The 23,693-nt window shown below is 51.8% G+C and carries 20 protein-coding genes; 13 read left to right on the forward strand and 7 right to left on the reverse strand.

Annotated features, from left to right (window positions below; all coding sequences use genetic code 11):
- Positions 1-63 precede the first annotated feature (63 nt).
- The gene (locus tag DHN43_RS04855) at positions 64-507 is read left to right on the forward strand and encodes a VOC family protein (protein ID WP_108817878.1); all 444 of its coding nucleotides are present in this window, start codon (positions 64-66) and stop codon (positions 505-507) included.
- Positions 508-566: 59 nt separating this feature from the next.
- On the opposite strand, the gene DHN43_RS04860 is transcribed toward DHN43_RS04855, so the two are convergent.
- From DHN43_RS04860 to DHN43_RS04870, 3 genes are all read right to left on the reverse strand, one after another.
- On the reverse strand, positions 567-1,676 hold the full coding sequence (locus DHN43_RS04860) for a PLP-dependent cysteine synthase family protein (RefSeq protein WP_082596673.1): 1,110 nt from the start codon (positions 1,674-1,676) through the stop codon (positions 567-569).
- Positions 1,677-1,887: 211 nt separating this feature from the next.
- Positions 1,888-2,517: a MarC family protein gene (locus DHN43_RS04865; protein ID WP_208994823.1), complete on the reverse strand. Its 630-nt coding sequence runs from the start codon at positions 2,515-2,517 to the stop codon at positions 1,888-1,890.
- 129 nt (positions 2,518-2,646) lie between these two features.
- Positions 2,647-3,396 (reverse strand): helix-turn-helix domain-containing protein, encoded by a 750-nt coding sequence (locus DHN43_RS04870; protein ID WP_108817880.1) that lies wholly within the window; start codon positions 3,394-3,396, stop codon positions 2,647-2,649.
- Between the two features lie 208 nt (positions 3,397-3,604).
- Between DHN43_RS04870 and yddG the strand changes: the two genes are divergently transcribed.
- Positions 3,605-4,495 (forward strand): aromatic amino acid exporter YddG, encoded by an 891-nt coding sequence (gene yddG, locus DHN43_RS04875; RefSeq protein ID WP_108817881.1) that lies wholly within the window; start codon positions 3,605-3,607, stop codon positions 4,493-4,495.
- A 61-nt stretch (positions 4,496-4,556) separates the two neighbouring features.
- Positions 4,557-5,420 carry a hypothetical protein gene (locus DHN43_RS04880; protein WP_108817882.1) on the forward strand — a complete coding sequence of 288 codons (864 nt, stop codon included), beginning with the start codon at positions 4,557-4,559 and terminating at the stop codon, positions 5,418-5,420.
- Between the two features lie 79 nt (positions 5,421-5,499).
- Here DHN43_RS04880 and DHN43_RS04885 read toward each other — a convergent pair whose 3' ends face one another.
- Positions 5,500-5,931 carry a nucleoside deaminase gene (locus DHN43_RS04885; protein ID WP_199914780.1) on the reverse strand — a complete coding sequence of 144 codons (432 nt, stop codon included), beginning with the start codon at positions 5,929-5,931 and terminating at the stop codon, positions 5,500-5,502.
- A gap of 510 nt (positions 5,932-6,441) precedes the next feature.
- Between DHN43_RS04885 and DHN43_RS04890 the strand changes: the two genes are divergently transcribed.
- The 3 genes from DHN43_RS04890 to DHN43_RS04900 all read left to right on the forward strand — a co-directional run bounded on the left by DHN43_RS04890 (position 6,442) and on the right by DHN43_RS04900 (position 11,273).
- Positions 6,442-8,622, forward strand: a complete 2,181-nt coding sequence (locus tag DHN43_RS04890; protein WP_108817884.1) for a pseudouridine synthase — start codon at positions 6,442-6,444, stop codon at positions 8,620-8,622.
- Complete coding sequence (gene rsmD / locus DHN43_RS04895) at positions 8,619-9,179, forward strand: 16S rRNA (guanine(966)-N(2))-methyltransferase RsmD (protein ID WP_063309865.1); 561 nt, start codon at positions 8,619-8,621, stop codon at positions 9,177-9,179. Before DHN43_RS04890 ends, rsmD begins: the two co-directional genes overlap by 4 nt.
- A gap of 792 nt (positions 9,180-9,971) precedes the next feature.
- The gene (locus tag DHN43_RS04900; protein ID WP_063287172.1) at positions 9,972-11,273 is read left to right on the forward strand and encodes a porin; all 1,302 of its coding nucleotides are present in this window, start codon (positions 9,972-9,974) and stop codon (positions 11,271-11,273) included.
- A gap of 99 nt (positions 11,274-11,372) precedes the next feature.
- On the opposite strand, the gene mutL is transcribed toward DHN43_RS04900, so the two are convergent.
- Positions 11,373-13,328, reverse strand: coding sequence for a DNA mismatch repair endonuclease MutL (gene mutL, locus DHN43_RS04905; protein ID WP_108817885.1), 1,956 nt, complete (start codon positions 13,326-13,328; stop codon positions 11,373-11,375).
- A gap of 202 nt (positions 13,329-13,530) precedes the next feature.
- Here mutL and DHN43_RS04910 point away from each other — a divergent pair, with 202 nt between their 5' ends.
- Positions 13,531-14,385 carry a TIGR01459 family HAD-type hydrolase gene (locus DHN43_RS04910; protein ID WP_108817886.1) on the forward strand — a complete coding sequence of 285 codons (855 nt, stop codon included), beginning with the start codon at positions 13,531-13,533 and terminating at the stop codon, positions 14,383-14,385.
- Positions 14,386-14,479: 94 nt separating this feature from the next.
- On the opposite strand, the gene DHN43_RS04915 is transcribed toward DHN43_RS04910, so the two are convergent.
- Together DHN43_RS04915 and DHN43_RS04920 are read right to left on the reverse strand one after the other, a co-directional pair.
- A complete protein-coding gene (locus tag DHN43_RS04915; protein ID WP_063302459.1) occupies positions 14,480-15,154 on the reverse strand; it encodes a protein phosphatase CheZ in 675 nt (224 codons plus the stop codon).
- 173 nt (positions 15,155-15,327) lie between these two features.
- Complete coding sequence (locus DHN43_RS04920; protein ID WP_008552155.1) at positions 15,328-15,711, reverse strand: response regulator; 384 nt, start codon at positions 15,709-15,711, stop codon at positions 15,328-15,330.
- Between the two features lie 280 nt (positions 15,712-15,991).
- Between DHN43_RS04920 and DHN43_RS04925 the strand changes: the two genes are divergently transcribed.
- The 6 genes from DHN43_RS04925 to lspA all read left to right on the forward strand — a co-directional run bounded on the left by DHN43_RS04925 (position 15,992) and on the right by lspA (position 23,581).
- Entirely contained in the window at positions 15,992-16,438 is a 447-nt protein-coding gene (locus DHN43_RS04925; RefSeq protein ID WP_057464057.1) for a MaoC family dehydratase, read from the forward strand.
- Between the two features lie 234 nt (positions 16,439-16,672).
- Positions 16,673-17,674 carry a bifunctional riboflavin kinase/FAD synthetase gene (locus DHN43_RS04930; protein WP_108817887.1) on the forward strand — a complete coding sequence of 334 codons (1,002 nt, stop codon included), beginning with the start codon at positions 16,673-16,675 and terminating at the stop codon, positions 17,672-17,674.
- Between the two features lie 24 nt (positions 17,675-17,698).
- Positions 17,699-18,637 carry a DMT family transporter gene (locus DHN43_RS04935; protein WP_057464058.1) on the forward strand — a complete coding sequence of 313 codons (939 nt, stop codon included), beginning with the start codon at positions 17,699-17,701 and terminating at the stop codon, positions 18,635-18,637.
- Positions 18,638-18,799: 162 nt separating this feature from the next.
- Positions 18,800-19,774: a DMT family transporter gene (locus DHN43_RS04940; RefSeq protein WP_057464059.1), complete on the forward strand. Its 975-nt coding sequence runs from the start codon at positions 18,800-18,802 to the stop codon at positions 19,772-19,774.
- Between the two features lie 339 nt (positions 19,775-20,113).
- On the forward strand, positions 20,114-23,047 hold the full coding sequence (gene ileS, locus DHN43_RS04945) for an isoleucine--tRNA ligase (protein WP_108817888.1): 2,934 nt from the start codon (positions 20,114-20,116) through the stop codon (positions 23,045-23,047).
- 27 nt (positions 23,048-23,074) lie between these two features.
- Positions 23,075-23,581, forward strand: a complete 507-nt coding sequence (gene lspA / locus DHN43_RS04950; protein ID WP_108817889.1) for a signal peptidase II — start codon at positions 23,075-23,077, stop codon at positions 23,579-23,581.
- Positions 23,582-23,693 lie beyond the last annotated feature (112 nt).

Below are 23,693 nucleotides of genomic sequence, written 5' to 3' on the forward strand. Positions count from 1 at the left end.
GTTGACAATTGCCGTTATGTACATAAAGTATAGTTACTATATTTAAGTCATAAAGGGAAAACTATGTCGTTTAATTCGCTGCAGAATACAATCACGATCATGCGCAGGCTCGCAATGGCCTTTGTTGCCTCTTTGGCATTCACGAGTATTGTCTCGGCAGAACCGTTCCAAGAGGTGACTATTGGTGTCCCGGTGCCTTCTCTGGAAGAAGCAGAGGTGTGGTATGCCAAGTTTCTTGGTCCTGATACCGAAGTGATCAGACCAGTCCCAGGCATCGTGGAGTTTAAGGTTGCACCGGGTGTTTGGCTTCAGGTCTTCGAGGCAGATGACGCGCAATCAACTGGCACCATTGTTCGTTTCCTGGTGGACGATATGGCAACTTCGCAACAAGCACGATCTGAAGTGAACATCCACACTGGTGAAGCAATCGAAATACCAGAGGTCGTTACATATTCGGAGTTTGCCGATCCTTCTGGCAATGCTTTAGGTTTCTATGATCTGCCTTGATGGTGCAGCAAGTACGCTGGTGACGTTGGTACCGGCGTACTTTTCAGAGTTAAACCACTTTAGATTCCGTCGATTTCAGCGAAGTCTATGAGTTTGTGCATGTAGGGTAAGAGGTCCAGATTTTTGCTGGCCACCCAGTTGTCGTCGTAAAGAGTGTCCAGATAACGCTCTCCGCTGTCGCAGATGAGGGTGACAATGGAGCCTTCCTGATCGTTTTCCATCATCTCCTTGGCCAATGCGAGCGCACCATACAGGTTTGTGCCTGTTGAGCCGCCACATTTGCGTAGGATTACCCCTTCCAGCCATCTGATTGTCGCGATACTCGCTGCATCCGGGATGTCGATCATTCTGTCAATCACATCCGGCATGAAGGAGGGCTCTACTCGTGGTCTGCCGATCCCCTCAATCAGTGAGGGTTTGTTCCTGACGATGCTTTTGTCTCTGTTTCTGTAGTACTCATGAAACACGGAGTTCTCGGGATCTACGACACAGAGCTGTGTTTTGGGGTAATCCTGCGTGTGCAGCCGAATGTATCGGCCAATGGTGGCTGTTGTCCCGCCTGTTCCGGCACTCATAACAATCCATTTGGGTGCGGGGAAGCGTTCCAGCTCCATTTGGGAGAACAGACTCTGGGCTATGTTGTTGTTACCGCGCCAATCTGTTGCCCGCTCCGCATAGGTGAACTGGTCCACGTAATGGCCGCCCAGTCCTTTTGCCAATCGCGCCGCTTCCTTGTAGATCTGATAGGGTTCGACCAGATGCACCTCACCGCCCAGCGCTTCGATCTCCCTTATCTTCCCCGTCGCTGTGGCCTTGGGAGCGATTGCGACAAAGGGGTTTCCGATCAGCCGTGCAAAATACGCTTCTGAGATCGCGGTTGAACCTGAGGAGGATTCTACGATTGGTGTCCCTTCCCTGATCCAGCCATTACAGATGCCGTATAAGAAGAGCGAGCGTGCCAACCTGTGCTTGAGGCTTCCGCTTGGGTGGGTGCTTTCGTCTTTCAGGTAAAGATCAATCCCCGCCTTGGTGAGCTTGGGAATGTTCAGCTTGATGAGGTGTGTGTCAGCCGAGCGGTTGTAATCCGCCTCAATGTTCTGGATCGCCTGCAGCGCCCATGCTCTGCTAGAGGGGTTTCTGTGGTTGGTATGGCTGTTGAACTCCAGCATGAAAACACCTGACTTGCCGTTGCTTCAGCGCGCCCTGCTCGCGGCGAGCTTCTTTGAGGCAAGTATAGCTGGCGCCTGGATCGCAGCATGGGCGGATCGCTGCTGTATAAAACAGAGGGTAAAGCGGCTGGTGAAAATGAGAGGGTTTTGAACGAGCAAGGCCCACCGGAGCGGGCCTTACATGCTTTGCTTAGAGAGAAGCGATATTGCCTCAGCTTGCCAGTGCCGGGATCATGCCTATAACGCCTTCAGCGAGCATGCCCATGGCGATTGCGGCGAGCACCATGCCCATGAGGCGGGTTACGACGCCCATACCTGACTCGCCGAGCTTGTTTGCAATGGGTTTTGAAACAGAGAACAAGAGACCGGTGAACAGCGCAAGCCCAACCGCTGCGATGGATAGGTCAATCTTGGCCCAGATCCCAGAATGACGCTCAGCGGCAACAATGGCTGTTGCAATGGCGCCTGGTCCGGCAACAATTGGAATGGCAAGTGGGACGACGGCGATGTGGTTCTGCTCTGCTGCGGAGGCTGCTTCCTGCGAGGTTTGGCGGTGGCTGTTGTCACTGCGCAGCATGGAGAGGGCGATCAGTAGGACAATCACGCCGCCAGCAGCGCGTAGTTCATGGACGGTTATGCCGAAGAACTTGAGAAGAATGCCACCTGTCCAGGTGACGGTGAGGAGCGTCAGGGCGATTGCGCCTGCGCAGGTCCACGCGATGCGCCGTGCAGTGGCGGCATCCCTGTCGGCGGTCATACCCGCGAAAACGCCCGTGTTTCCAATGGGGTTCATCATGGAGAAAAGCGCAGCAATGTAGGTGATCAGAGCCGTTTCGGTCATTATATTCTTTCTGTTGTTCGCTTTGCACGTAGGGGGGATATTGAGCAAAGCATGCAACATACTGATCGCCGTAAAAGCATACAACTTAAAGGATTTTAATAGTTGCAGGATCTTGTAATCGAGGAAGTGTTAGCTGTGGCTGGCTTTGGAGGCCCAGTATTGGGCTCTGTATTGTGAGGGTGTCAGGCCGAAGTATTTTTTGAAGATGTTGGTGAAGGATGAAGCGTTTTCATAGCCAATCTGGAAGGCGATGGTTGCGATGGATTGGTCTGTTGATCTGAGCAGGGTCAGAGCTTTGTCCAGACGCATCTCCAGCTGGAGTTGTTTTGGGGATTTGCCGTAGGAGGCTTTGAGTTTCTTTTGCAGGCTGCTGACTGAATAGCCGCCCTCTTTCGCGATATCCGAGATCTTGTTGTGAGTGGGCAGCTGTTCTTTTACGCTCTGCAATCGCTGTGTGATTGCGTTTTGATCTATGAAATCTGTGGTTCGACCTGTTGCCAGTTCAAGGGCTGTGTTTAAGATGGAGGCAGCGCCGTTTGCGTCTACTTCAAACGTGTCTGTGAGCGAGGCGACGAAGTTGAGGTACTTCAGTGCGAGCGGTGAGAGCTCCTGATGGCTGTCGCTTGCGTGGCGGAAGAACTGAGAGATGGCTGCTCTGTCGCTGACGTCGATGATCAGGAAGCGGCTGCCGGATGTGGTTTCGCTGTCGTGCAGGGTTTCTGGCGCGATGAGGCCGACGGAACCGACTGTCAGTTGCTTGAAGTGACCGCCAATTTCAATGTGCATTTCGCCCTGTAACGGAACAACAGCCTGCGCGAATGCGTGGTGGTGTCCGAGTTCCAGCCGGTCATATTCACGGATGACAGCTTGATAGGGCATGACTTCGTTCCAGATCTCCACTCTTGGTCCAAAAGCTTGTTTAAGAGGACTGCTTGCTCAGGGATACCGCGGTCTTTCGAAAATCTCAAAAAGAAAATCTATTTCCTGTTTTGCCTAATTCTAATATGCAAGAAATGGGGCAGGATCTGGTCGGTTTCGTTGGAACCTCCAGCGATGTGATGGCCTCAGTCTTCAAGCGGAATTTTAAATGTTACAGAACCAAACAGCTGGCAAGGTCAGCGCTGCGACTTCCATCGGGAGTATCTCCATTGTTTTATGGGGCACGCTTGCTGTGCTGACCAAACTGACCGGTGATCAGTTTCCGCCGTTCCAGCTGCTGGCCATGACGTTTACGGTGGCGACGCTCACACTCTCTGGCAAGCTGTTGACAGGAAAAGCTGATGTGCGTTCCGCCTTCAAGCTGCCTCTGTCCGGCTGGTTGCTCGGTGTTGGAGGCTTGTTTGGGTTCCATGCGCTGTACTTTGTTGCTTTGCAGAATGCGCCTGCTGTTGAAGCGGGACTGATTGCCTACATCTGGCCGCTGCTCATTGTGTTGTTCTCTGCCCTGTTGCCGGGAGAGACCATTACAAGGTGGCATGTTGGCGGCGCTCTTGTCGCTCTTGCTGGGTATTGGGTTTTGCTTGGCTGGGACAATTCTGCAGGCAATCTGCAGTGGGAGTACGTTGTTGGCTATGTGGCGGCGGCGGGTTGTGCGTTGATCTGGTCCAGCTATTCTGTTTTGAGCCGACTGATCAAGACCACCTCTTCCGATGCGGTGATCGGCTATTGTGCTTTAACTGCCGTGTTTGGCTGGCTCGCGCATTTCCTCTGGGAGACCACAGCCGTTCCTCAGGACCTCACCCAAATCATCGCTGTGATTGGTCTGGGGTTAGGACCAGTGGGCATTGCCTTTTACACGTGGGACTTTGGCGTGAAGCACGGCAACGTTCAGCTGCTCGGCGTCCTCGCTTATGGCGCGCCCTTAATCTCGACGCTTCTGCTGATCGCGTTTGGAGAAGGCACCCTTGCCGCTAACATCGTAATCGCAGCACTGGCGATTGCAGGCGGGTCCTTGATTGCAGCGAAGAGGGCAGGTTAGAAGCAAGCCACACCACTAAGTAGTTTATTTATCTGTTTGAGCAAAAATTGAGACCCACAAAATGCACTCAAAGCTAATTGAAGAAGATCAAGCAGTTAGAGATGTACCCAAAGACGTATTTTGTTATGCAAGACCCGATCTTTGGAAACCTCAGATCTGGTCAATTTTCGATGATGTTTTGGACCAAGGTGTGATTGATGAGTTCCTTCAATATCCTCCAGAAGAGTTCGATGAAGACTTATTCTGGTTAGATGAAATTGTTTTAGAGACAAAAAATCGTTTTATATCGATGAAGAAGCTTGCTGGTGAACGCTTAGCACATCAGTATCGTGCCCTTCGCGCAGCACATGGAACTCGTACCAGCAATATCGAGAGCTTCTATCGTAGTGGCTTACATCGTTTATGTTCAGATGAAATGGATCAAATCGCTTCTGACTTACTTGTCAGGCCAGACCACCCGAGTACAACTCAAAAATTATTAAATGATGCGATATGTGAAGTTAATGCGAAAGGCACGGGTGGGAGAGACGGTTTCTTGTACTTATGTACAGACGAGCGCGAGCTAATTGATAGGGCAGGCCACTACTTAATCTATGGCAGCGAGTATCTCTATAATCTTGCTATTCGTGCCATGGACACTTGGAGTGCGCAACGCTTTCTAAAGTCCATTGGCATTCCCACCATGATTGTGTGCGATATTCCTTTTGCAGATATCCCGACATACCAGCAAGAATACTTCGCCACTAAATGCATTGAACGCATGTTCTGTGACTTGCTAGGTCAAAGTATTTCATTCGGACATTCACCAGCAATAATATTGCAGCAAGACTTATTGCCTGAACACATTGTTGGGCATTATCATCCTTCGCTGATATCTGACCCTTTTAATAGGCACTTTCCCTATAATTTTGAAGCTAGTTCATGACAGTAAATAAACATTTCGATCTCCTACATCCTTAGATTGTGCTTGAGTATAACCAATACGGTTTAAGCAACCCAACACCTCAATCCCGCTTCCCCTGAAAGAAGGTTTTGAGCATGGCGGCTGAATCTGTTTCGGCCAGGCCGGAGTAGACGTCGGGGGTGTGGTGGCAGGTTGGGGAGGAGTAGAAGCGGACGCCGTGGTCAACGCCGCCGCCTTTGGCATCCCCTGCCCCATAATAGAGCCTGCGGATGCGGGCGAAGGAGATGGCCGCGGCACACATTGGGCATGGTTCCAGCGTGACGTAGAGGTCACAGCCTTCCAACCGCTGAGAGCTGAGCTGCTTTCCGGCTTCGCGAATGGCCAGCACTTCTGCATGTGCAGTGGGGTCATTCATCTCCAGTGTGCGGTTGCCCGCAGAGGATAAGACACTTCCATCTTTTACAACAACACAGCCAATGGGGACTTCGCCGCGCATTTCTGCTACGCGCGCTTCCTCCAATGCCAGATCCATAAAAGTAGAGTTCAATGTGGGCGTCTTCATGGGGGCCAAGCTAGTGCCTATTGCTAAAAAGTGGAAGCAGGTTTTGGATAAAGACACGCAAAAACAAGAGATAAAGCGGTTTAACAAGCGCCAGCCCTATGCAAAGCGCAAATGTCCAGATCACTCAAGCTGTCATCATTTATGAAAGTGTCAGGTGAGTCTGAGCCAACAAAATCAGAAAAAAATTCGAGAGTCTGCTTTTGCCCCTTTGCCAACTGGCGCCTCTTAGGTTATGACCGGGATAGAGCACGCCCGCGTCTTGAATGCATCCACGCGTCGCGCTCCGTTTTCTTTTTATGAGTGAATTCTTATCGTCTGGTTCTCTGTAATCAAACGGAACGCGCTCTAACGACATTCGAATATTGTGTGGCATCTGGCAGACTGCTGGGCAGCCAAGGCGGTGACGCCTATGCGAGCTCATCCAGTGTATCTGATCAGAGTGTAGAAAGTTAAAGGCCCCGGTTCGCCGGGCAAGAGCCAATGAAAAACAGCGGTAAAAAACCATCTAGCTCCCCCCGCAAATCTGGCGAGCAGACCAAAAAATCCTCCGGCGACAAAAAACCAAAACAGACAGTCACCGTTGCAGGCGAACGTATTGCCAAGGCAATGGCACGTGCTGGTCTGTGCTCTCGCCGTGATGCAGAAACATGGATTGAAGCTGGCCGTGTCAGCGTCAACGGCACCGTGCTGGAAACACCAGCTTTTACCGTTACCCAAAAAGACAAGGTTGTCGTTGATGGCAAACCTCTGCCAACCCGTGAGCGGACGCGCCTCTGGCTGTTCCACAAACCACGTGGCACGGTAACCACGAATAAAGACCCTGAGGGTCGTAAAACTGTTTTTGACATCCTGCCTGCTGACATGCCACGCGTTGTGACTGTTGGCCGCCTGGACATCAACACCGAAGGTCTGCTGCTGCTGACCAATGATGGTGGCCTTTCCCGCGTGATTGAATTGCCTGCAACTGGCTGGCTGCGCCGCTACCGCGTGCGTGCCTACGGCAAGGTGACTCAAGAGCAGCTGGATGCCCTGAAAGACGGTGTTGCCATTGACGGTGTTCTTTATGGCGCTATTGAAGCGACACTGGACACTGAAAAAGGCGACAACGTTTGGCTGACCATTGGCCTGCGTGAAGGCAAGAACCGCGAAGTTAAGCGGATTCTTGAGCATCTTGACCTTTCCGTGAACCGCCTGATCCGCATTTCCTTTGGTCCGTTCCAGCTGGGCGACCTTGGTGACAGTGAACTGCAGGAAATCCGTGGCCGTGTGCTTCAAGACCAGCTGGGCGAACGCCTTGTTACTGAAGCTGACCTGGACTTTGACGCTCCTATCGTCAACCAGATGGATACCCGGACCAGCAAACAAGCCGAACTGAAGAAGAGAAAGAAATCTTCCGGTGGCGCTGGCGGTGGCTGGATCAGCGCAAAAGATGCTGCTGCTGTTCTTGCTAAGAACAAGAGTAAGCCACTGCGCCATGGCAGCGACCAGAAAGATAGTGGTGGTGAACGCTCTGAACAGAACCCGTTTGGTGACCGTAAGCGCGTTGGTGTGAAACCAACCTTTGGTGACCGCAAGCCTTCTGAAGACCGTGGTGAGCGTAAATCCTTTGGCGACCGTGATCGCGGTGATCGTAAGCCATTCGGCGATCGTGATCGTGGTGAACGCAAGTCATTCGGTGATCGTGACCGTGGCGATCGCAAGCCATTTGGTGATCGTGACCGCGGCGACCGCAAATCATTCGGCGATCGTGACCGTCAGGCTGGACCTTCCCGCTTTGGCAGCAACGAGCGTGGTGGCTACAGCAAGCCGCGCCGCGTGTTCAGCGCAGACGGCAGCGTAGATACATACACTCCAAGTTTTGACGAGGACGAAGGCAGAAGCGCTGCTAAGCGTAAGCCGGAAGAGCGTCGTTTTGGCACCCGCACCAAGCGCGGTGATTTCGATCTGGCTCATGGCGGTACAAAACGCTCAGCTGAGGCAGATGCTCCAAAACGTGACGGTCGTCGTGATGGTGGCTTTAACCCAGCAGACAACGCCGGTTATTCTGGCGATACCGGCCCAACACCGGGTGAGCGCCGCTTCTCCAACCGTCGCTCCCGCGATGATGCGCCTTCTGATGAAAAGCGTGGTGGCTTCAATAAGGGACCACGCGGCGATAAGCGCGAAGGCGGTCGTGACGGTGGTCGCGATGGTGATAAGCGCGGCTTCAGCAAAGGCCCTCGTGACGGCGGTCGTGATGGCGAAAAGCGCGGTTTCAGCAAAGGTCCTCGTGAAGGGGGCCGTGACGGTGAAAAGCGCGGTTTCAGCAAAAGCCCTCGTGAGGGTGGCCGCGATGGCGAAAAGCGCAGCTTCAGCAAAGGCCCTCGTGAAGGTGGACGTGACGGCGAAAAGCGCGGTTTCAGCAAAGGTCCTCGTGAGGGTGGCCGCGATGGCGAAAAGCGCGGTTTCAGCAAAGGTCCGCGTGAAGGCGGTCGTGATGGCGAAAAACGCGGCTTCAGCAAAGGTCCTCGTGAAGGTGGCCGCGATGGTGGCAAGCCAAGCTTCAGCAAAGGCCCACGTGGCGGCGGCAAGAGCTTTGGCGGCGATAAAGCGCGTGGTGGTCGCCCGGGTGGTGATCGCTCTGGCGCACCTCGTGGAAACAAAGGCGGCAGAAAATCGTGAGAATTGTTGCTGGACGCTTTCGGGGAACTGCTCTCGCTACGCCCAAGACACAAAATACACGGCCTACCAGTGACCGGATGAGAGAGACCATTTTTAATGTGCTCGCTCATTCCTATGACAACCCGGTTCAGGATGCACGCGTTCTGGACCTGTTTGCAGGGACCGGCGCTCTTGGTCTGGAAGCGATGAGCCGTGGTGGCAAGTACTGCGTCTTTGTTGAAGAGGCAGTTGAGCCGCGTGGTCTGATCCGCCGGAATGTGGAGACCACCGGATTGATGGGCGCCACAAAGATTTTGCGGCGTGATGCAACATCTTTAGGGGAAGCGGGAACGATTGCCCCGTTCGACCTGGTGTTTCTGGATCCGCCCTACCGCAACGAGCTGGGCGAGAAGGCTCTGTCCAGTGCAGTGGCTGGTGGTTGGCTCAATGAGGGCGCACTTTGCATCTGGGAAGAAGATACGAGTGTTTCTCCAGTGATCCCTGATGGGTTTGAAGGGCTGGATGTGCGCCATGCGGGCGACAGCCAGATCCTCATTCTCCGCTACAACGGCGTGTAGCTCAGAGCGACCCTATATATAAAGAGTAGATGAAGGCCTTTCCGATGTGGTTTCGGGAAGGCCTTTTTTTTGTTGCCCTCCCCTCTTCACGCTGAGTGGACTGCTGCTGTGCCATGTGAATGGGCTAGCTGATGGCGCGGGAGGACAAGGACTGCTAGGCAGAGGCGAGCTTGGGGTCTTCAGCCCGAACTGATTGAAGCGGGTCGTTGCTGTCCGGTGTGGGTGGGCTGGAGGATGCATTGGCCGTCTGCCTCCTGAAAAACAGAGATTTGCGGGATTGAGGTTCACAGTTCGCATAGCAGCGCGTCAGTCCTCAAAAGAACGCAAACTTCCCCAAAACAACGCAAAATTCGAATACTTGTAAATATTATCACTATACTTATCATGGAGTATCACAGCTCCCTGATACAGACTCCATTTGTGTCTATGATTCGAATGACGCAACTTGCATAGGAAAAGGGCTCGCAAATCTGCGTAATGATTTTTTAACGAACAATAACAAGGACTTAATTCGATAGAGAGCACCCCTGAAATGCGTTTGTTACATCTACCTAGTTTGGGATAAAAGCGTTGCAGGAATGAAACAGCGGTTTCGATTAGCTTGATAACTCTAGGTTATTTTTAGAGTTATTATTGCATCAACAAGCATGTGCTGGCATCAATTGCTGCAGGGAATTCGCGTACACAACAATAAAAGTAGCTTTGCTTAGGCAGCATTTGGGCCGCCTTAAGTAGTTTTGTCAATAAACCTTGTTTGAGGAGTGGGTTTCTACCCGATTTAGGAGTCGAATTATGCGCCACTTTACAACTAGCGCCGCAGCAGCGCTTATGATGAGTGCCACTCCGGTCCTTGCAGCCGATCTTCCCGTTGCACCGGAGCCCGTAGAATATGTCCAGATTTGTGACGCCTACGGTACTGGATATTTTTATATTCCAGGCACTGATACCTGTTTGAGAATTCGCGGTCGTGTTCGTGCAGAATACCGTTTCAACAACTTTGGGGCGGCCCCAAGCGACTGGTCTGAGCGGACAAGAAATTCAACATCCACTCGTGCACGTGGCTACCTCCGCATGGACGCCCGAACTCAAACAGAATACGGCTTGCTTCGTGCTTACATTGATTTGTTCGGAACAGTCGACACACCTGGCTTTATTCAGGATGACAGCTCTGTTCCTAACGTGAACAACCCAGTCGGCTCTTTTGGGGTTGAACAGGACAACACTGTTATGACGCTTGATTATGCGTTCGTACAGTTTGGCGGCATGACCATTGGTCGTGCACAGTCCTTCTATGACTTCTGGACCGGTTATGCCTACGGTGCGATCACCACCGTTGCGTACTCTGACCAAAACCTCTGGCTTGCTGGTTATACCTTCGATTTGGGTAACGGCTTGTCCACCAGCTGGTCTGTGGAAGACAGAACAGCTCGCCAGCAGAACCTCTTTACTGGTGAATATCTTGACTCAACCGGGTTTAACCAAGGCTACGGTGGCATGCGCTTCCCTGACCTTGTTGCTAACATCCGACTTGATCAGGGTTGGGGTTCCGCACAGATCATGGGTGCTCTAACTGAGATCCGTTATCTTGAATCTTACCCTTCTGGGTTGCTCGGCTGGGCCGTTGGTGGTGGTTTTGAATTTGACCTACCATTCTTCACTAGCACGCTCTCCGGTTTCCAGGGTGTTGTTCAGGCAACCTTCTCACAGGGTGCGCTTGGTTACGTAAACAGTGACTGGCAGAACGTAGTCTGGGATGCGACCTCACTTACAGATGGTGAAGACGGAATTGCAACCGGTTGGTCCATTGCATGGGGTTTCCAAGCTGACTTCTCTCCTGAGTGGAACGCAGCAATTCAGGCTTCTTTTGCTAACGCTCGCTCCAAGTTCCTTTGGAACCAAAACCAGTGGGATGTTGTCGGTAAGGTTGGCTGGACACCAGTTAGCGGCTTCGAAATCGGTACTGAAGTTGCCTATCGAAACGTAGCGAATGGGAACCTTTACCCCGATAACTCTACTAACGGCGGTAACCCAACTCGCCCACTCGGCCAACAGGATATCATCTCAGTCCTGCTCCGTGTTCAACGGGACTTCTGAGGCCACATGTCAGAACCCATCGATTGCCTAGTGTAATCGAGAATACGAACTGGAAGAGGCGGATCATTGATCCGCCTCTTCTGGTTTTTGTCGTATAAATTATTGGCGACCAAACAAGCGTTCGATATCGGAGAGCTTCAGCTCAATCCATGTTGGTCTGCCGTGATTGCATTGTCCTGACTTTGGCGTTGCTTCCATATCGCGAAGTAGATTGTCCATCTCTTCAGGACGCATTCTTCGCCCTGCTCTGATTGATCCATGACATGCCATTGTTGCAGCCACCAGATCCAACTTCTCTCTGATGCGGGTTGAGCTGTCGAACTCCGCAAAGTCGTCAGCAAGATCTTGCACAAGCGCTTTGATGTTAAGGCGTTTGAGCATGGATGGTGTTTCTCGCACTGCAATTGCGCCCGGCCCGAAACGCTCCAGAACAAGGCCAACTTCTTCAAGCTCAGGCGCACGCTCTTCCAGTCGTGCGACATCCTCTTCAGGGAGATCGACAATTTCCGGAATGAGGAGCATCTGCCGAGACACATTGCGCTTCGACAAGTCCTCTTTCAGCTGTTCATAAACAAGCCGCTCATGGGCTGCGTGCTGATCTACAATGACCAACCCGTCTTTGGTTTGCGACACAATGTAAGTTTCGTGGATTTGCGCTCTGGCGGCACCAAGCGGGAAGTTTTCTCGGTCTTCCGGTAACTGATGTCCGTGCGCTCGCGAGTCTGCGGATGGCGCGTCGACCAGTTTATAGGCCTGTGTGCCCTGCTCGTTCGCTGGCAACTGCGACTGATCCATTTGTGCTGAATATGGTGCATTGGCTTCCATCAGACCCAACTGCATTTCACTGGATCCAACTTCCGGGATATCTGCAGCACTCCACACACCTGCTGGACCTTCTTCTGGTCGATAGGACGATTGTTGCCATGAATAGTTTTGAGGGGCTTCTCTATTGCCTTGCTGCGTATGTATAGATGCGCCTGAATGAACATTGAAGCCTGCGCTTTGCCCCATTGGGCGGATGGCGTTGATTGCAGATTGGGTGTTTGCGGTGGATGCTCTAAAGCCAGACTGAACGAAGGCATTCTTCAGTGCACCGATCATCAATCCACGAACCAGCTGACCATCTCGGAAGCGTACGTCTGCCTTTGCTGGATGTACGTTTACATCCACTTGGTGAGGGTCAAGATCAATGTTGAGCACTACAATCGGGTGGCGATCACGAGATAGCACGTCTGAGTATGCTGCTTTCAGGGAGCCCAGGAGCAATTTGTCTCTGACTGGGCGGCCATTTACGAAGAAAAACTGGTGCTGTGAGTTGGCGCGGTGGAAGGTCGGCAGGCCTGCATATCCGTACAGATGTACTCCTTCCCTCAGCGCCTCAATCTCCATAGCGTTCTTTGTAAACTCAGCGCCCAGTATTTGTCCGATCCGAGCGAGATCTGCGTCATCTCCTGTACAAGCTGGCAGTTCCAGCTGCCGGCGGTCTGATCCAGAGAGCGTGAATCTGACAGTTGGGTTTGCAAGAGCTATGCGTTTGATGATTTCCGTGATCGCGGTTGCTTCAGCACGGTCGGACTTCAGGAACTTCAGACGGGCGGGCACCGAGAAGAAGATATCTTTCACTTCTACGCGTGTTCCGGAGTTCAATGCAGCTGGTTCAATATCATTGTCCTGGCCGCCTTCAACTTCGATTTTCCAGGCGTGAGGTTCCGAGGCATGGCGTGTGGTTATTTCCAGACGTGAGATCGCGCCAATGGATGGCAGCGCTTCTCCACGAAAACCCATAGTCCGGATGTCCATGAGATCATCTTCAGGCAGTTTAGATGTGCAATGGCGGCGGACGGCGAGCTGAAGATCTTCCTTCGTCATGCCAGCACCATTGTCTGTGATGCGCAGCAGGCTTTTACCACCGGTCGCGGTGACGATCTCGATGCGCGTAGCACCAGCATCAACTGCGTTTTCAACCAGCTCTTTGACGACACTTGCAGGCCGCTCGATCACTTCACCAGCGGCAATTCTGTTAATTGTCGTATCGCTAAGTTGTCTTACCGCCATAACCGCTCCGTCTCAAAGATTGTTCTGCATATACATGGCGCATCCAAATCATATTTGTGACAGAGATTTGCGTTCAATATCAATGCAAGATGAGCAGTGATTATATCTACTTGTCGTCACCACCTGCTCAGGCTATGAGGATTTGGCTCAACTCTACTCTTTTTTCAAGAGCGTATCCAAGTTTCCTCCAAGAGAACATCATATGAAGCAGCAATCCCCCATCACTGGCCTCAGCCAGATTGCAGATCAGTTCAACGGCATTCTATGTGATGTCTGGGGTGTTTTACATAATGGCGTGAGTGCTTTTCCGGCAGCAATTGAGGCTCTTGAGACCTATAAGACGCGTTGTGGCAAGCCTGTTGTTTTGATTACCAACGCACCGCGCCCGTCTCATGAGATTGAACAGCATCTTCGTAGCTTGGGTGTTCCGCAAGCCTGTTATGACTCGATTGTTTCATCAGGTGATGTTGTTCAGGCTGATCTGCGCGCCATAGATCACGCAAAAGTCTATCATATTGGCCCCAAAAAGAATCATAGCCTGTTTCATGGTGCAAGTTTTGACTTTGTGGAGCCAAATGCTGCGGACATTATCGTCTGTTCAGGTTTGAATGACAGGCGCGTCGAAGAGCCTGAAGATTATCGTTCTCATTTTGAAGACTTATTGAAGCTGGACCTGCCACTCATCTGCGCTAATCCAGACATTGTTGCTGAACAAGGCGACAAGTTGGTCTGGTGTGGAGGCGCACTCGCAAAGCTTTATGAGGAGATGGGTGGCCGCGTCATCATTACGGGCAAGCCTTTTCATCCGATCTACGATATGGCGCGGGCAGAGCTGAATGTGCACGCAGGCAGAGCGCTTGAAAAAACTGAAATTCTGGCAATTGGTGACGGTTTACCGACTGATATCAAAGGTGCAAATGCCCAGGGCATCCACGCGTTGTTTTTAACGGAAGGTATTCATGCAGCGGATCTGACAGGGGATGCTGAAGCCGTTGAAAGCATGCTTAAGGCAGAAGGCCTGCATGTGCACAGTTTTATGGGGCGCCTGAGCTGGTAAGACCAAAGCAGTTTGCACCATTTCAGGTCAACAAACTGCTTTTAGATTTCTTGTTGGTGGGCAGTGCCCACTGACAAATTGATCGCAAGTAAAATCAGGCGAACAGCTTGTCGATATCGTCCTGCTGCACATCACCGAGCATAGCATCAATCTCATCCTGAGAGACACCTTCACCCTTGTGCTGCGGGCCATGGAGGATCAGCTCACGCTTGCGGCGCTCTTCATCCGTTTCTTCCCCGCCCTGTTCGTTATGAGCTTCTTGCTCAAGGCGTAAACGTTCGACGAAGTTGGAAACACGCTCATCAATCGTATTCAGGGTGCTGACAACTTTAGAAATGCGTTGTCCAGTAATATCCTGAAACGCGCAGGCCTGAAAAATCTCCATAACCTGATTGTTGACGGTGTCCTGATAGGCTTGAATGTCCTCAGGATCAGCTGCCATGATGGCTTCAGCTGCTTCCATGATTGAATGTGTTGCTTCCTCTGTTGAAGAAACAATAGCATCCAGCTCCCGACCAGCGTCAGGGATATGATTATCTCTCATATCTGCGACACGAAGCTTACTGATTTCGGCTTTCATCCGTGCAATTTCCGCGCCGATTTCTGCCAGTTCCACGGTCACTGCAGGTTGGATGTGTTCAATGATGTCCCCCATTGAACCTGTCATAACCTCTGCAAGGCCCATCACATCAGTTAGTGTGACTTCGCTAGATTTCTCACGGCTTTCTTCCAGAAAATCGATGAGTTGCTGAATATCAATTTTGGTCAAAACACTTCCCTTTGCCTGTGTAGGGAACGTCTCCTCCAGCAGGCAAAATCGCCTGCCGGGTCAGAGCTCTACCCGACCTTGTAACCGGTCAGTTGGGTGCACAGAAGGGTTGGGGCGCTCTCGTTATCGCGTCCTCACCCCAGCCCATATTCTTCAATTGTGCGCAAAGCAAATTAGTCGGCGAATACCGCTTCGATTTTGCCTTTAAGAGTTTGCGCGTTAAACGGCTTAACGATGTAGTTGTTAACCCCTGCCTTTTTGGCAGCGATTACGTTTTCCGTTTTAGACTCAGCCGTCACCATGATGAATGGCGTCTTACACAGAGCAGCATCCTGTCTGACCTGCTTGAGCAGCTCGTAGCCAGTCATAGGTTCCATGTTCCAATCCGAGATCACCAGGCCGTAGCGGCGCTGCTTCATTTTCTCGTAGGCCTCAGTGCCATCAGCCGCATCATCGATGTCCGTAAAGCCAAGTTGCTTCAACAAGTTCCGAATGATTCGAATCATGGTCTTATAATCATCGACAACCAGAATTGGCATCTGAAGATCAAGGGCCATGTACAACTCCATATTCTCAAGAGGCTGTCGTTGCCTCTCTGCTATACTCACGGCGACCACGACATTGTTCGGTCACACTGGACGCAGGTGTCCTTCCAAATAAAAGGGGTCCCCACCAATTCAACTTCGCGAAATTAACCGCCCTACGTTATAGTTAGGTTAATTTCTCCAATACGATTTCAATAATGCTAAAAGCCTAATTGTTTTTTAGAGGCCCGCTTACTAGCGTTTCCGCGCGTTTTACCGGCAATATTGCCTGTGGTTAATTCGAGGAAACACTATGCTCAGCCTTCGTCCACTCGCTTATGAAGACCTTTCAGTCGGCATGACCGAAGTTTTCGTAAAGCACGTCAGCTCTCAAGACATCGTAGGATTCGCAGAGGTTTCCGGTGACAGAAACCCAATCCATTTGTCGGAGCATTTTGCAGCAAAGACCCCTTTCAAAACTCGTATTGCGCACGGTCTTTACACTGCGAGCCTTATCTCAGCCGTACTTGGAACGCGATTACCGGGCCCAGGTGCAATTTATTTGTCTCAATCTTTAAATTTTCGCGCGCCTGTGTATATCGGCGACGATATTGAGGTGCGCGTGAGCGTTGCAGAGCTGATCGACAAAGGCAATCGCGCCCGGTTGGATTGCCAATGTCTGGTCGAAGGCAAGGTGGTTTTGGAGGGAGAAGCGATGGTCAAAGTCCCTGCTCGCGCCGACATGGATATTCCGCTTTAAGCTGAAATTCCTGCACAGGACTTGAAGTTTCTTGTGTCCGGCCCGGCAAACTCCATCTCAAGAGCTTGACGGGGCGGACTTCTCACGGCACCGTCTCGCAAAATTCCAGATGTTTGGAGTATGCTGCGCTCTACGCATTCGCGCGTCAGACTCTGAATCTCTCTATTCACGCGTATTTTAATCCGAAAACCGGAGCCACTTTTCGGTAATACGCTCAAGCGGGAAGTACAGTTCATGGGTGAGCCGATCAAACAGGCGCATTCTTTTCAGCATATTACTGACCTTGCGCAGTTTCCCGACAAACTGCGCGGCGGCGTTGTTGCTATTGGGAATTTTGATGGTGTTCATCGCGGACATCGGGCTGTCCTTGATTTAGCGCGTGATGAAGCTGCAAAGCGCGGTGTTCCGGCCCTCGCCATGACGTTTGAACCACACCCACGCACCTTTTTCCGGCCTGATCAGCCTGTATTTCGTTTGACGCCTGCACATGTCAAAGCAGAGATCTTTGAAGCGGAACATCTGGATGGCGTGATCGAACTGCCCTTTACAAAAGAGTTTGGCGGCATGGCCGCTGAAGATTTTGTGAAAGACATTCTGGTTGGCCGCCTTGGCATTTCCCAGAGCATCACTGGCTATGACTTCCACTTTGGGAAGGGGCGTCAAGGAACTCCTGAATTTCTTGAGCAAGCTGGTGAAGCCCATGGATTTGCCGTGACTATCGTTGGCGCAGAAGGTGATGAGGGGGGAGAGATCATCTCTTCCAGCCGTATCCGCACCGCTCTTGCTGAAGGCGAGTTGGCAGTGGCGAACGGCTTGCTTGGATATCGTTATTTTGTTGAAGCGACCGTTCAACACGGTGAGAAGCGTGGCCGCGAGTTGGGATACCCAACTGCGAACCTGAAGCTTGCCGATAATTGTGAGCTGAAAGAAGGCGTTTATGCCGTTCAGATCAAAATTGACGGTGTGATGCATGATGGTGTGGCCAGTTTTGGTCGTCGTCCAACTTTTGATGATGGCGCACCGCTGCTTGAAGTGCATGTGTTTGACTTCACTGGTGACCTCTATGAAAAGCCAGTCACAGTCTGCTTCGTCGGATTTATCCGTGCCGAACTTAAATTTGACGGTATTGAAGCCTTAATTAGCCAAATGGATCAGGATAGCGCTGAGGCACGGGCAATGATTGCCTCCATGCGACCGCTCTCTCATCTGGACCAAATGCTCAATGCCGACGGGTAGTCACCCCCTTTAGAAAGATAGTTCATGACATCAGCGGCTACGAGAGCTGGCACCGCCAGTTCTGATAATGTGTTGCATGGCGTGCTGCTGATGATGTGCGGGTTGCTCATTCTATCGAGCACCGATGGCGTGGTGAAATACCTCTCAGAGTTTTTCTCTCCTTTGACGGTCGCTTTCTTCCGCTTTGCCGTGCAGCTCGTCATAATTCTGGCGATTGCCACTTTTCAAAAACGGAGCTGGCTCAGTCTTTTGAAAGAGACCACCCTGCCCTTGTTCTGCCGTGGCTTGCTGCTTGCGGTGGGCTCGGTGTTCATTGTGTTTGGGTTGAAGTACTTACCATTGACAGATGCGACGGCAATTTTCTTTGTGCAGCCGGTCATTCTTGTTGTTCTGTCTTCAGTCTTCCTGAAGGAGAGAGTTGGCCCAAAACGTTGGCTGGCGGTATTGATTGGGTTTGCTGGTGTGCTTGTGATCATGCGCCCTGGTACTGGCGTCTTTCAACCGGCGAGCCTTCTCGTTTTAGCTGCTGCTTTTACATTTGCCTGCTATCTGATGCTGACACGCAAGCTCTCCGGGCAATCCTCTCAGCTCGCCATACAGTTCGCGACTGGCTTTGCTGGCAGTCTCTTTATTTTGCCGATCATCATTTATGCTTGGCTGACTGGTTTTGGTGGAGATCTGGTGATTGTCAATCAGGAGGCCAACTTTACGCTACCAACAATCTTATTGTGCTGTCTTGGTGCCACTGGCCTGATCGCGCATGTTCTGCTGGTCAAAGCCTTTGAGAGAGCACCGGCATCCGTGTTGGCTCCAATCAATTACGTTGAAATTTTCTCCGCAACCACAATCGGTTACCTGGTCTTCAACGAAATTCCTGACGAGTTTGTCTGGGTTGGCGTTGGTATGCTCATCTGCAGCGGACTGATACTTGCAAATGCAGAGAGAAAACCCTCTCCCTCATAATATTGAGGGGCGGAACAGATACTCTTTAGATAACTGCACTGAATAGCCCGCTACCGGCACTTTCTTTTGGTTGCGCAAAGGAATAGCTGGTGCGTCAATATAGGCCCTTACCCTCTGCGCTGGCTTTGATATGTCAGCGTATCCCCATTATCCGAGAGCAACATGACAACAACAACCGCCTCGACAGATAGTCATACCTCCAATGCCGGGCTACATGGCATTCTGTTTATGGTCGCCGGAATGTCTCTGGCCCCCCTGATGGATGGCACAGCCAAGTATCTCAGTGCGTTCATTTCACCGGTTGAAGTATCGCTTGGCCGCTTCCTGTGTCAGGCGATTATTGTTCTCGTGATTGCGGGTTTCATGGGCCGTTCGTTCGGCTCTTTGATGAAAGAGGTCAACCGTATTCAGCTGGTGCGCGGTGCTTGTCTCGCAATTTGCTCAATCTTCTTCTTCACCTCTCTTAAGTACATGCCTTTGGCGGATGCGATTGCGATCTTCTTTGTGCAACCGATGATCCTGACTGTGCTTTCAGCTGTTGTTTTGAAGGAAAAAGTAGGCGTGCGCCGTTGGGCAGCCGTTGTGGTTGGCATGATCGGGGCTCTGATCATTATCCGTCCAGGATCCAGCGCATTGGGTTGGCCATCTCTGTTGCCCCTTGCAGCAGCGACCTCCTTTGCAGTTTATCTTGTTCTGACACGCAAACTGGCAGGGAGTGCCTCTTTGCTTGGCATTCAGTTCGCAACGGGTGTTGCTGGTGTATTGACGCTTACACCGCTTGTTATCATCGCAAGCCTGCTTGGGTTTGAAGCTGCTGCATGGACAACACCAGACCTCACTCACCTACCGCTGTTCGTGTTGATGGGCATTATCTCATTTGCCTCACACGGGTGTATCGTACTTGCGTTTGACCGAGCCCCTGCCTCCGTTCTTGCACCGCTCAGCTATACAGAGATCATCAGCGCAACGATTGTGGGCTTCGTGCTGTTTGGGGACATTCCGGACATGTTTGTCTGGCTGGGTGTGGCTTTGATCTCAGGTGGCGGGCTTTACATTGCACACCGCGAACGGACAGCTGCGAAGCGTCAGGCGGAGAGCGAAGAGCTTGTCGACAGTTCACCCAAGCGCCATTACTGACTTCAGCGTGGCAGCTCCGGCCTTCAGGAAAATTGCTCTTGGTCTTGAGAATATTGAGCTTTGTTGTTAGAGGCTCTTTATTCCTAGGATAAGCGCTGCTAAAAGCACTCATTATGTTAGCCGAGTTTGAAGATAACAGGACTACTCCTTTGACCTTACTCAAGGTGTGCCAATTTCGAATTATTGGCCCGGCCTTCAGTTGAGACGCCCGCTGGCGCCCTGAAGTACCGGGAGACCTCCAACCGTCACAGAGACGGCGGGATTTTCAAACTTGCGCAAATTCCTGCGCTTTACCAAATGCCTATGGGCAAACAAATGCCCACATAAGCGGACTGCCAAATGACCGATACACCGAGCCGCGATTATTCGGACACGCTCAACCTGCCTAAAACTGATTTCCCAATGCGGGCAGGCCTTCCAAAGAATGAACCTAAGATCCTCGCCAAATGGTTGGACAAGGACCTTTACAAGGTGATGCGTGATCAATCTGCAGGTCGCCCTAAGTTCATCCTGCATGATGGCCCTCCTTATGCGAACGGCAACATCCATATTGGTCATGCACTGAACAAGACCCTGAAGGACATCATCAATCGCTCCATGCAGATGCAGGGCTTTGATGCGAACTACGTGCCTGGCTGGGATTGTCATGGTCTGCCGATCGAATGGAAGATCGAAGAGCAGTATCGCAAAAAAGGCAAAAACAAAGACGCTGTGCCGATCAACGAATTCCGTAAGGAATGCCGTGAATTTGCAGACAAGTGGATCGATGTTCAGCGTGAAGAATTCAAGCGCCTTGGCATTGAAGCAGACTGGGACAACCCATATCTGACCATGCGCTACGACAGTGAAGCTGTGATTGCGAAAGAACTGATGAAGTTCGCAACATCCGGCCAGTTGTACCGTGGCTCCAAGCCTGTGATGTGGTCCATCGTTGAGAAGACTGCTCTTGCTGAAGCGGAAGTGGAGTATGAAGACCATATCTCCCACACCATCTGGGTAACCTTCCCGATTGTGTCCGGCAATGAAGCGCTGATCGGCAAGAAAGTGGTTATCTGGACAACCACTCCATGGACCATCCCTGCGAACCGCGCGATCTCGTTCTCTAACGACATCAGCTATGGCATCTACAAGGTGACTGAGGCTGCTGAAGACAACTGGGCGAAGGTTGGCGAAGAATACATCCTTGCTGACAAGCTTGCTGAGTCTGTTTTTGAAGCCTCCCGCGTTGATGCCTATGAGCGTGTTTCCGATGTTGATGTGAGCACAATCGAATACTGCGCGCATCCGCTGCGTGGTGCAGAAGGCGCTGGCGACTACTTCGACTTCAACGTACCGATGCTTGCCGGTGAGCATGTCACCGATGATGCTGGTACTGGCTTCGTGCACACCGCTCCTGGTCATGGTCAGGAAGATTTCCAGATGTTCCTGGACAACCGGGAAGCCTTTGCAAAAGCTGGTACTGAACAGGTTCCGATGACCGTTCAGCCGGATGGATCCTACTATCCGCATGTGCCGCTGTTTGAAGGCAAGTACATCCTGGACCGTAAAGGCAAGGAAGGCTCCACCAACAAAGCTGTTATCGAAAAGCTGACAGAAGTTGGCGGTCTGATGGCTCGTGGGCGTGTGAAGCACTCCTATCCGCATTCCTGGCGCTCTAAAGCTCCATTGATCTTCCGTAACACGCCGCAGTGGTTTGTTTACATGGACAAAGAACTTTCCGAGGAAGCCAAAGGGGACACTCTGCGTGCTCGCGCGCTGAAGGCGATCTCCGAGACCCGTTTTGTGCCAGCAACTGGTCAGAACCGTCTGAACGCCATGATCGAAGCCCGCCCTGACTGGGTTCTTTCCCGTCAGCGTGCATGGGGCGTGCCGATCACCGTGCTTGTGAACAAGGAAACCGGTGAAGTTTTGAAGGACGAAGCGGTTAACGCGCGTATCTTTGAAGCTTTCCAGAATGAAGGTGCGGATGCATGGTTTGAAGAAGGCGCAACGCAGCGCTTCCTCGGTGATGCATATGATGCTGAGAACTTCGAGAAAGTCGAGGACATCCTCGACGTGTGGTTCGATTCCGGTTCAACACACGCCTTCTGCATGGAACGCCGTGAAGACCTGAACCCGAACCGTAAAGGTTTGGGTGGTGACGACTACGTTCTGTACCTTGAGGGTACCGATCAGCACCGTGGCTGGTTCCACTCTTCCCTCTTGGAAAGCTGTGGTACTCGTGGTCATGCACCATATGACGCTGTTCTCACACACGGTTTCACCATGGATGAGCAAGGCCGCAAGATGTCTAAGTCTTTGGGCAACACGGTTGCGCCTCAGGACGTCATCAAGCAGTACGGCGCTGACATTCTGCGTTTGTGGGTTGGCTCCGTCGATTATGCTGAAGACCAGCGTATCGGCCCTGAGATCATCAAGACCAACGTTGATGCCTACCGCAAGATGCGTAACACTCTGCGCTTCATGCTTGGGTCTCTTGGTCACTATGACGGCGAAGAGATTGCTCTTGCTGACATGAATGAGCTTGAGCTGTTGATGTTGCACCGTCTGGCTGAGCTGGATGTGCTGGTTCGTGATGCCTATCAGGCGTTCGACAGCAAGCGCGTGTTCTCTGCTCTGTTTAACTTCATGACTGTTGAGTTGTCCGCATTCTACTTCGATATCCGCAAGGATGCGCTGTATTGCGATGCTCCATCTTCCACGAAGCGCAAAGCCTCTCTTTATGTGATTGAGCAGCTGTTCCGTCATCTGACCATGTGGCTGGCACCAATCCTGCCATTCACCATGGAAGAGAGCTGGATCTACCGTTACGGTGAAGCGACAACTTCTGTGCACCTGCAGCAGTTCCCTGCTGTTTCTTCTGCGTGGAGAAACGATGAGCTGGCAGCTAAGTGGGAGAAGGTTCGTACGGTGCGCCGTGTGATCACTGGTGCATTGGAAATCGAACGCCGTGAAAAGCGGATCGGTTCTTCTTTGGAAGCACATCCAACCGTTTACATCTCTGATGCGGACCTGATGGCTGCTCTGGACGGGCTGGACGCTGCAGAAATCGCGATCACATCCCAGCTGAACCTGTCCTCTGACAGCGCTCCTGAAGGTGCGTTCACGTTGGAAGACACTGCTGGTGTTGGCGTTGTGCCAGGTCTTGCTGAGGGCAACAAGTGTGCCCGCTCCTGGAAGATCCTGCCAGAAGTTGGTGCAGACGCTGAGTATCCTGAGCTGACACTGCGCGATGCGGATGCAATGCGCGAGCTGGATGGCGCGACTGTTTAAGCGAACGATGTGACGAGGGAATTAACCTTGAAGAAACTGAAGCTTTGGGGACATCACAGTTCCCTCGTCCTCCTCCTTGCCATAGCTGGTCTGGTTGTTGATCAGATTGCCAAGTTCTGGGCTGTCGCTCATTTCTCAGGTGGCGGTATTCCTACAATCCCAGTTGGCCCTTTTCTGGATCTGGTTCTGGTCTGGAACAAAGGCGTTTCCTACGGATTTTTCCAGCAAACGACAGAGCTTGGCCGCTGGGGATTGGCAGCCTTTACGGTTGTTGCCTCAGTTTTCATCTGGTTCTGGAGTGCGCGCGCAAGTAACCGGCTGGAAGGTTTCTGCCTAGGGCTGGTTCTCTCCGGCGCCCTGAGCAATGGTTTTGACCGCCTCTATTATGGCAAAGTCGTCGATTACCTCTATTTCCATGTTGGGGAATTTTCCTGGTACGTCTTCAATCTTGCCGATGCATGGATTGTTATTGGCGCTGCTGGTTTGCTGCTCGACACCTTATTTATTGGCAAAAATAAGGATAGCCGGCCCTAAAACTGCCTAATTCTCAATTATATGTGGGGAATATCGGGTGCTTCTGGGCATAACTACACACTTAGGGCCTTCATGGTTTCGTGATTCCTGTTTTAAGGTGGCATCACTGGAT

It is taken from the genome of Pseudovibrio sp. Alg231-02 (genome assembly GCF_900143565.1).
GTDB lineage: Bacteria > Pseudomonadota > Alphaproteobacteria > Rhizobiales > Stappiaceae > Pseudovibrio.

Excerpts from the sequence above, each read along its gene's own strand:
- DHN43_RS04930 (WP_108817887.1), top strand. The coding sequence starts at position 16,673 with ATGGGTGAGCCGATCAAACAGGCGCATTCTTTTCAGCATATTACTGAC.
- DHN43_RS04935 (WP_057464058.1), top strand. The coding sequence starts at position 17,699 with ATGACATCAGCGGCTACGAGAGCTGGCACCGCCAGTTCTGATAATGTG.
- DHN43_RS04860 (WP_082596673.1), bottom strand. The coding sequence starts at position 1,676 with ATGCTGGAGTTCAACAGCCATACCAACCACAGAAACCCCTCTAGCAGA.
- DHN43_RS04910 (WP_108817886.1), top strand. The coding sequence starts at position 13,531 with ATGAAGCAGCAATCCCCCATCACTGGCCTCAGCCAGATTGCAGATCAG.
- DHN43_RS04870 (WP_108817880.1), bottom strand. The coding sequence starts at position 3,396 with ATGCCCTATCAAGCTGTCATCCGTGAATATGACCGGCTGGAACTCGGA.
- yddG (WP_108817881.1), top strand. The coding sequence starts at position 3,605 with ATGTTACAGAACCAAACAGCTGGCAAGGTCAGCGCTGCGACTTCCATC.
- ileS (WP_108817888.1), top strand. The coding sequence starts at position 20,114 with ATGACCGATACACCGAGCCGCGATTATTCGGACACGCTCAACCTGCCT.
- DHN43_RS04890 (WP_108817884.1), top strand. The coding sequence starts at position 6,442 with ATGAAAAACAGCGGTAAAAAACCATCTAGCTCCCCCCGCAAATCTGGC.
- mutL (WP_108817885.1), bottom strand. The coding sequence starts at position 13,328 with ATGGCGGTAAGACAACTTAGCGATACGACAATTAACAGAATTGCCGCT.
- DHN43_RS04865 (WP_208994823.1), bottom strand. The coding sequence starts at position 2,517 with ATGACCGAAACGGCTCTGATCACCTACATTGCTGCGCTTTTCTCCATG.
- DHN43_RS04885 (WP_199914780.1), bottom strand. The coding sequence starts at position 5,931 with ATGGATCTGGCATTGGAGGAAGCGCGCGTAGCAGAAATGCGCGGCGAA.
- DHN43_RS04855 (WP_108817878.1), top strand. The coding sequence starts at position 64 with ATGTCGTTTAATTCGCTGCAGAATACAATCACGATCATGCGCAGGCTC.
- DHN43_RS04880 (WP_108817882.1), top strand. The coding sequence starts at position 4,557 with ATGCACTCAAAGCTAATTGAAGAAGATCAAGCAGTTAGAGATGTACCC.
- DHN43_RS04940 (WP_057464059.1), top strand. The coding sequence starts at position 18,800 with ATGACAACAACAACCGCCTCGACAGATAGTCATACCTCCAATGCCGGG.
- DHN43_RS04920 (WP_008552155.1), bottom strand. The coding sequence starts at position 15,711 with ATGGCCCTTGATCTTCAGATGCCAATTCTGGTTGTCGATGATTATAAG.
- DHN43_RS04925 (WP_057464057.1), top strand. The coding sequence starts at position 15,992 with ATGCTCAGCCTTCGTCCACTCGCTTATGAAGACCTTTCAGTCGGCATG.
- DHN43_RS04900 (WP_063287172.1), top strand. The coding sequence starts at position 9,972 with ATGCGCCACTTTACAACTAGCGCCGCAGCAGCGCTTATGATGAGTGCC.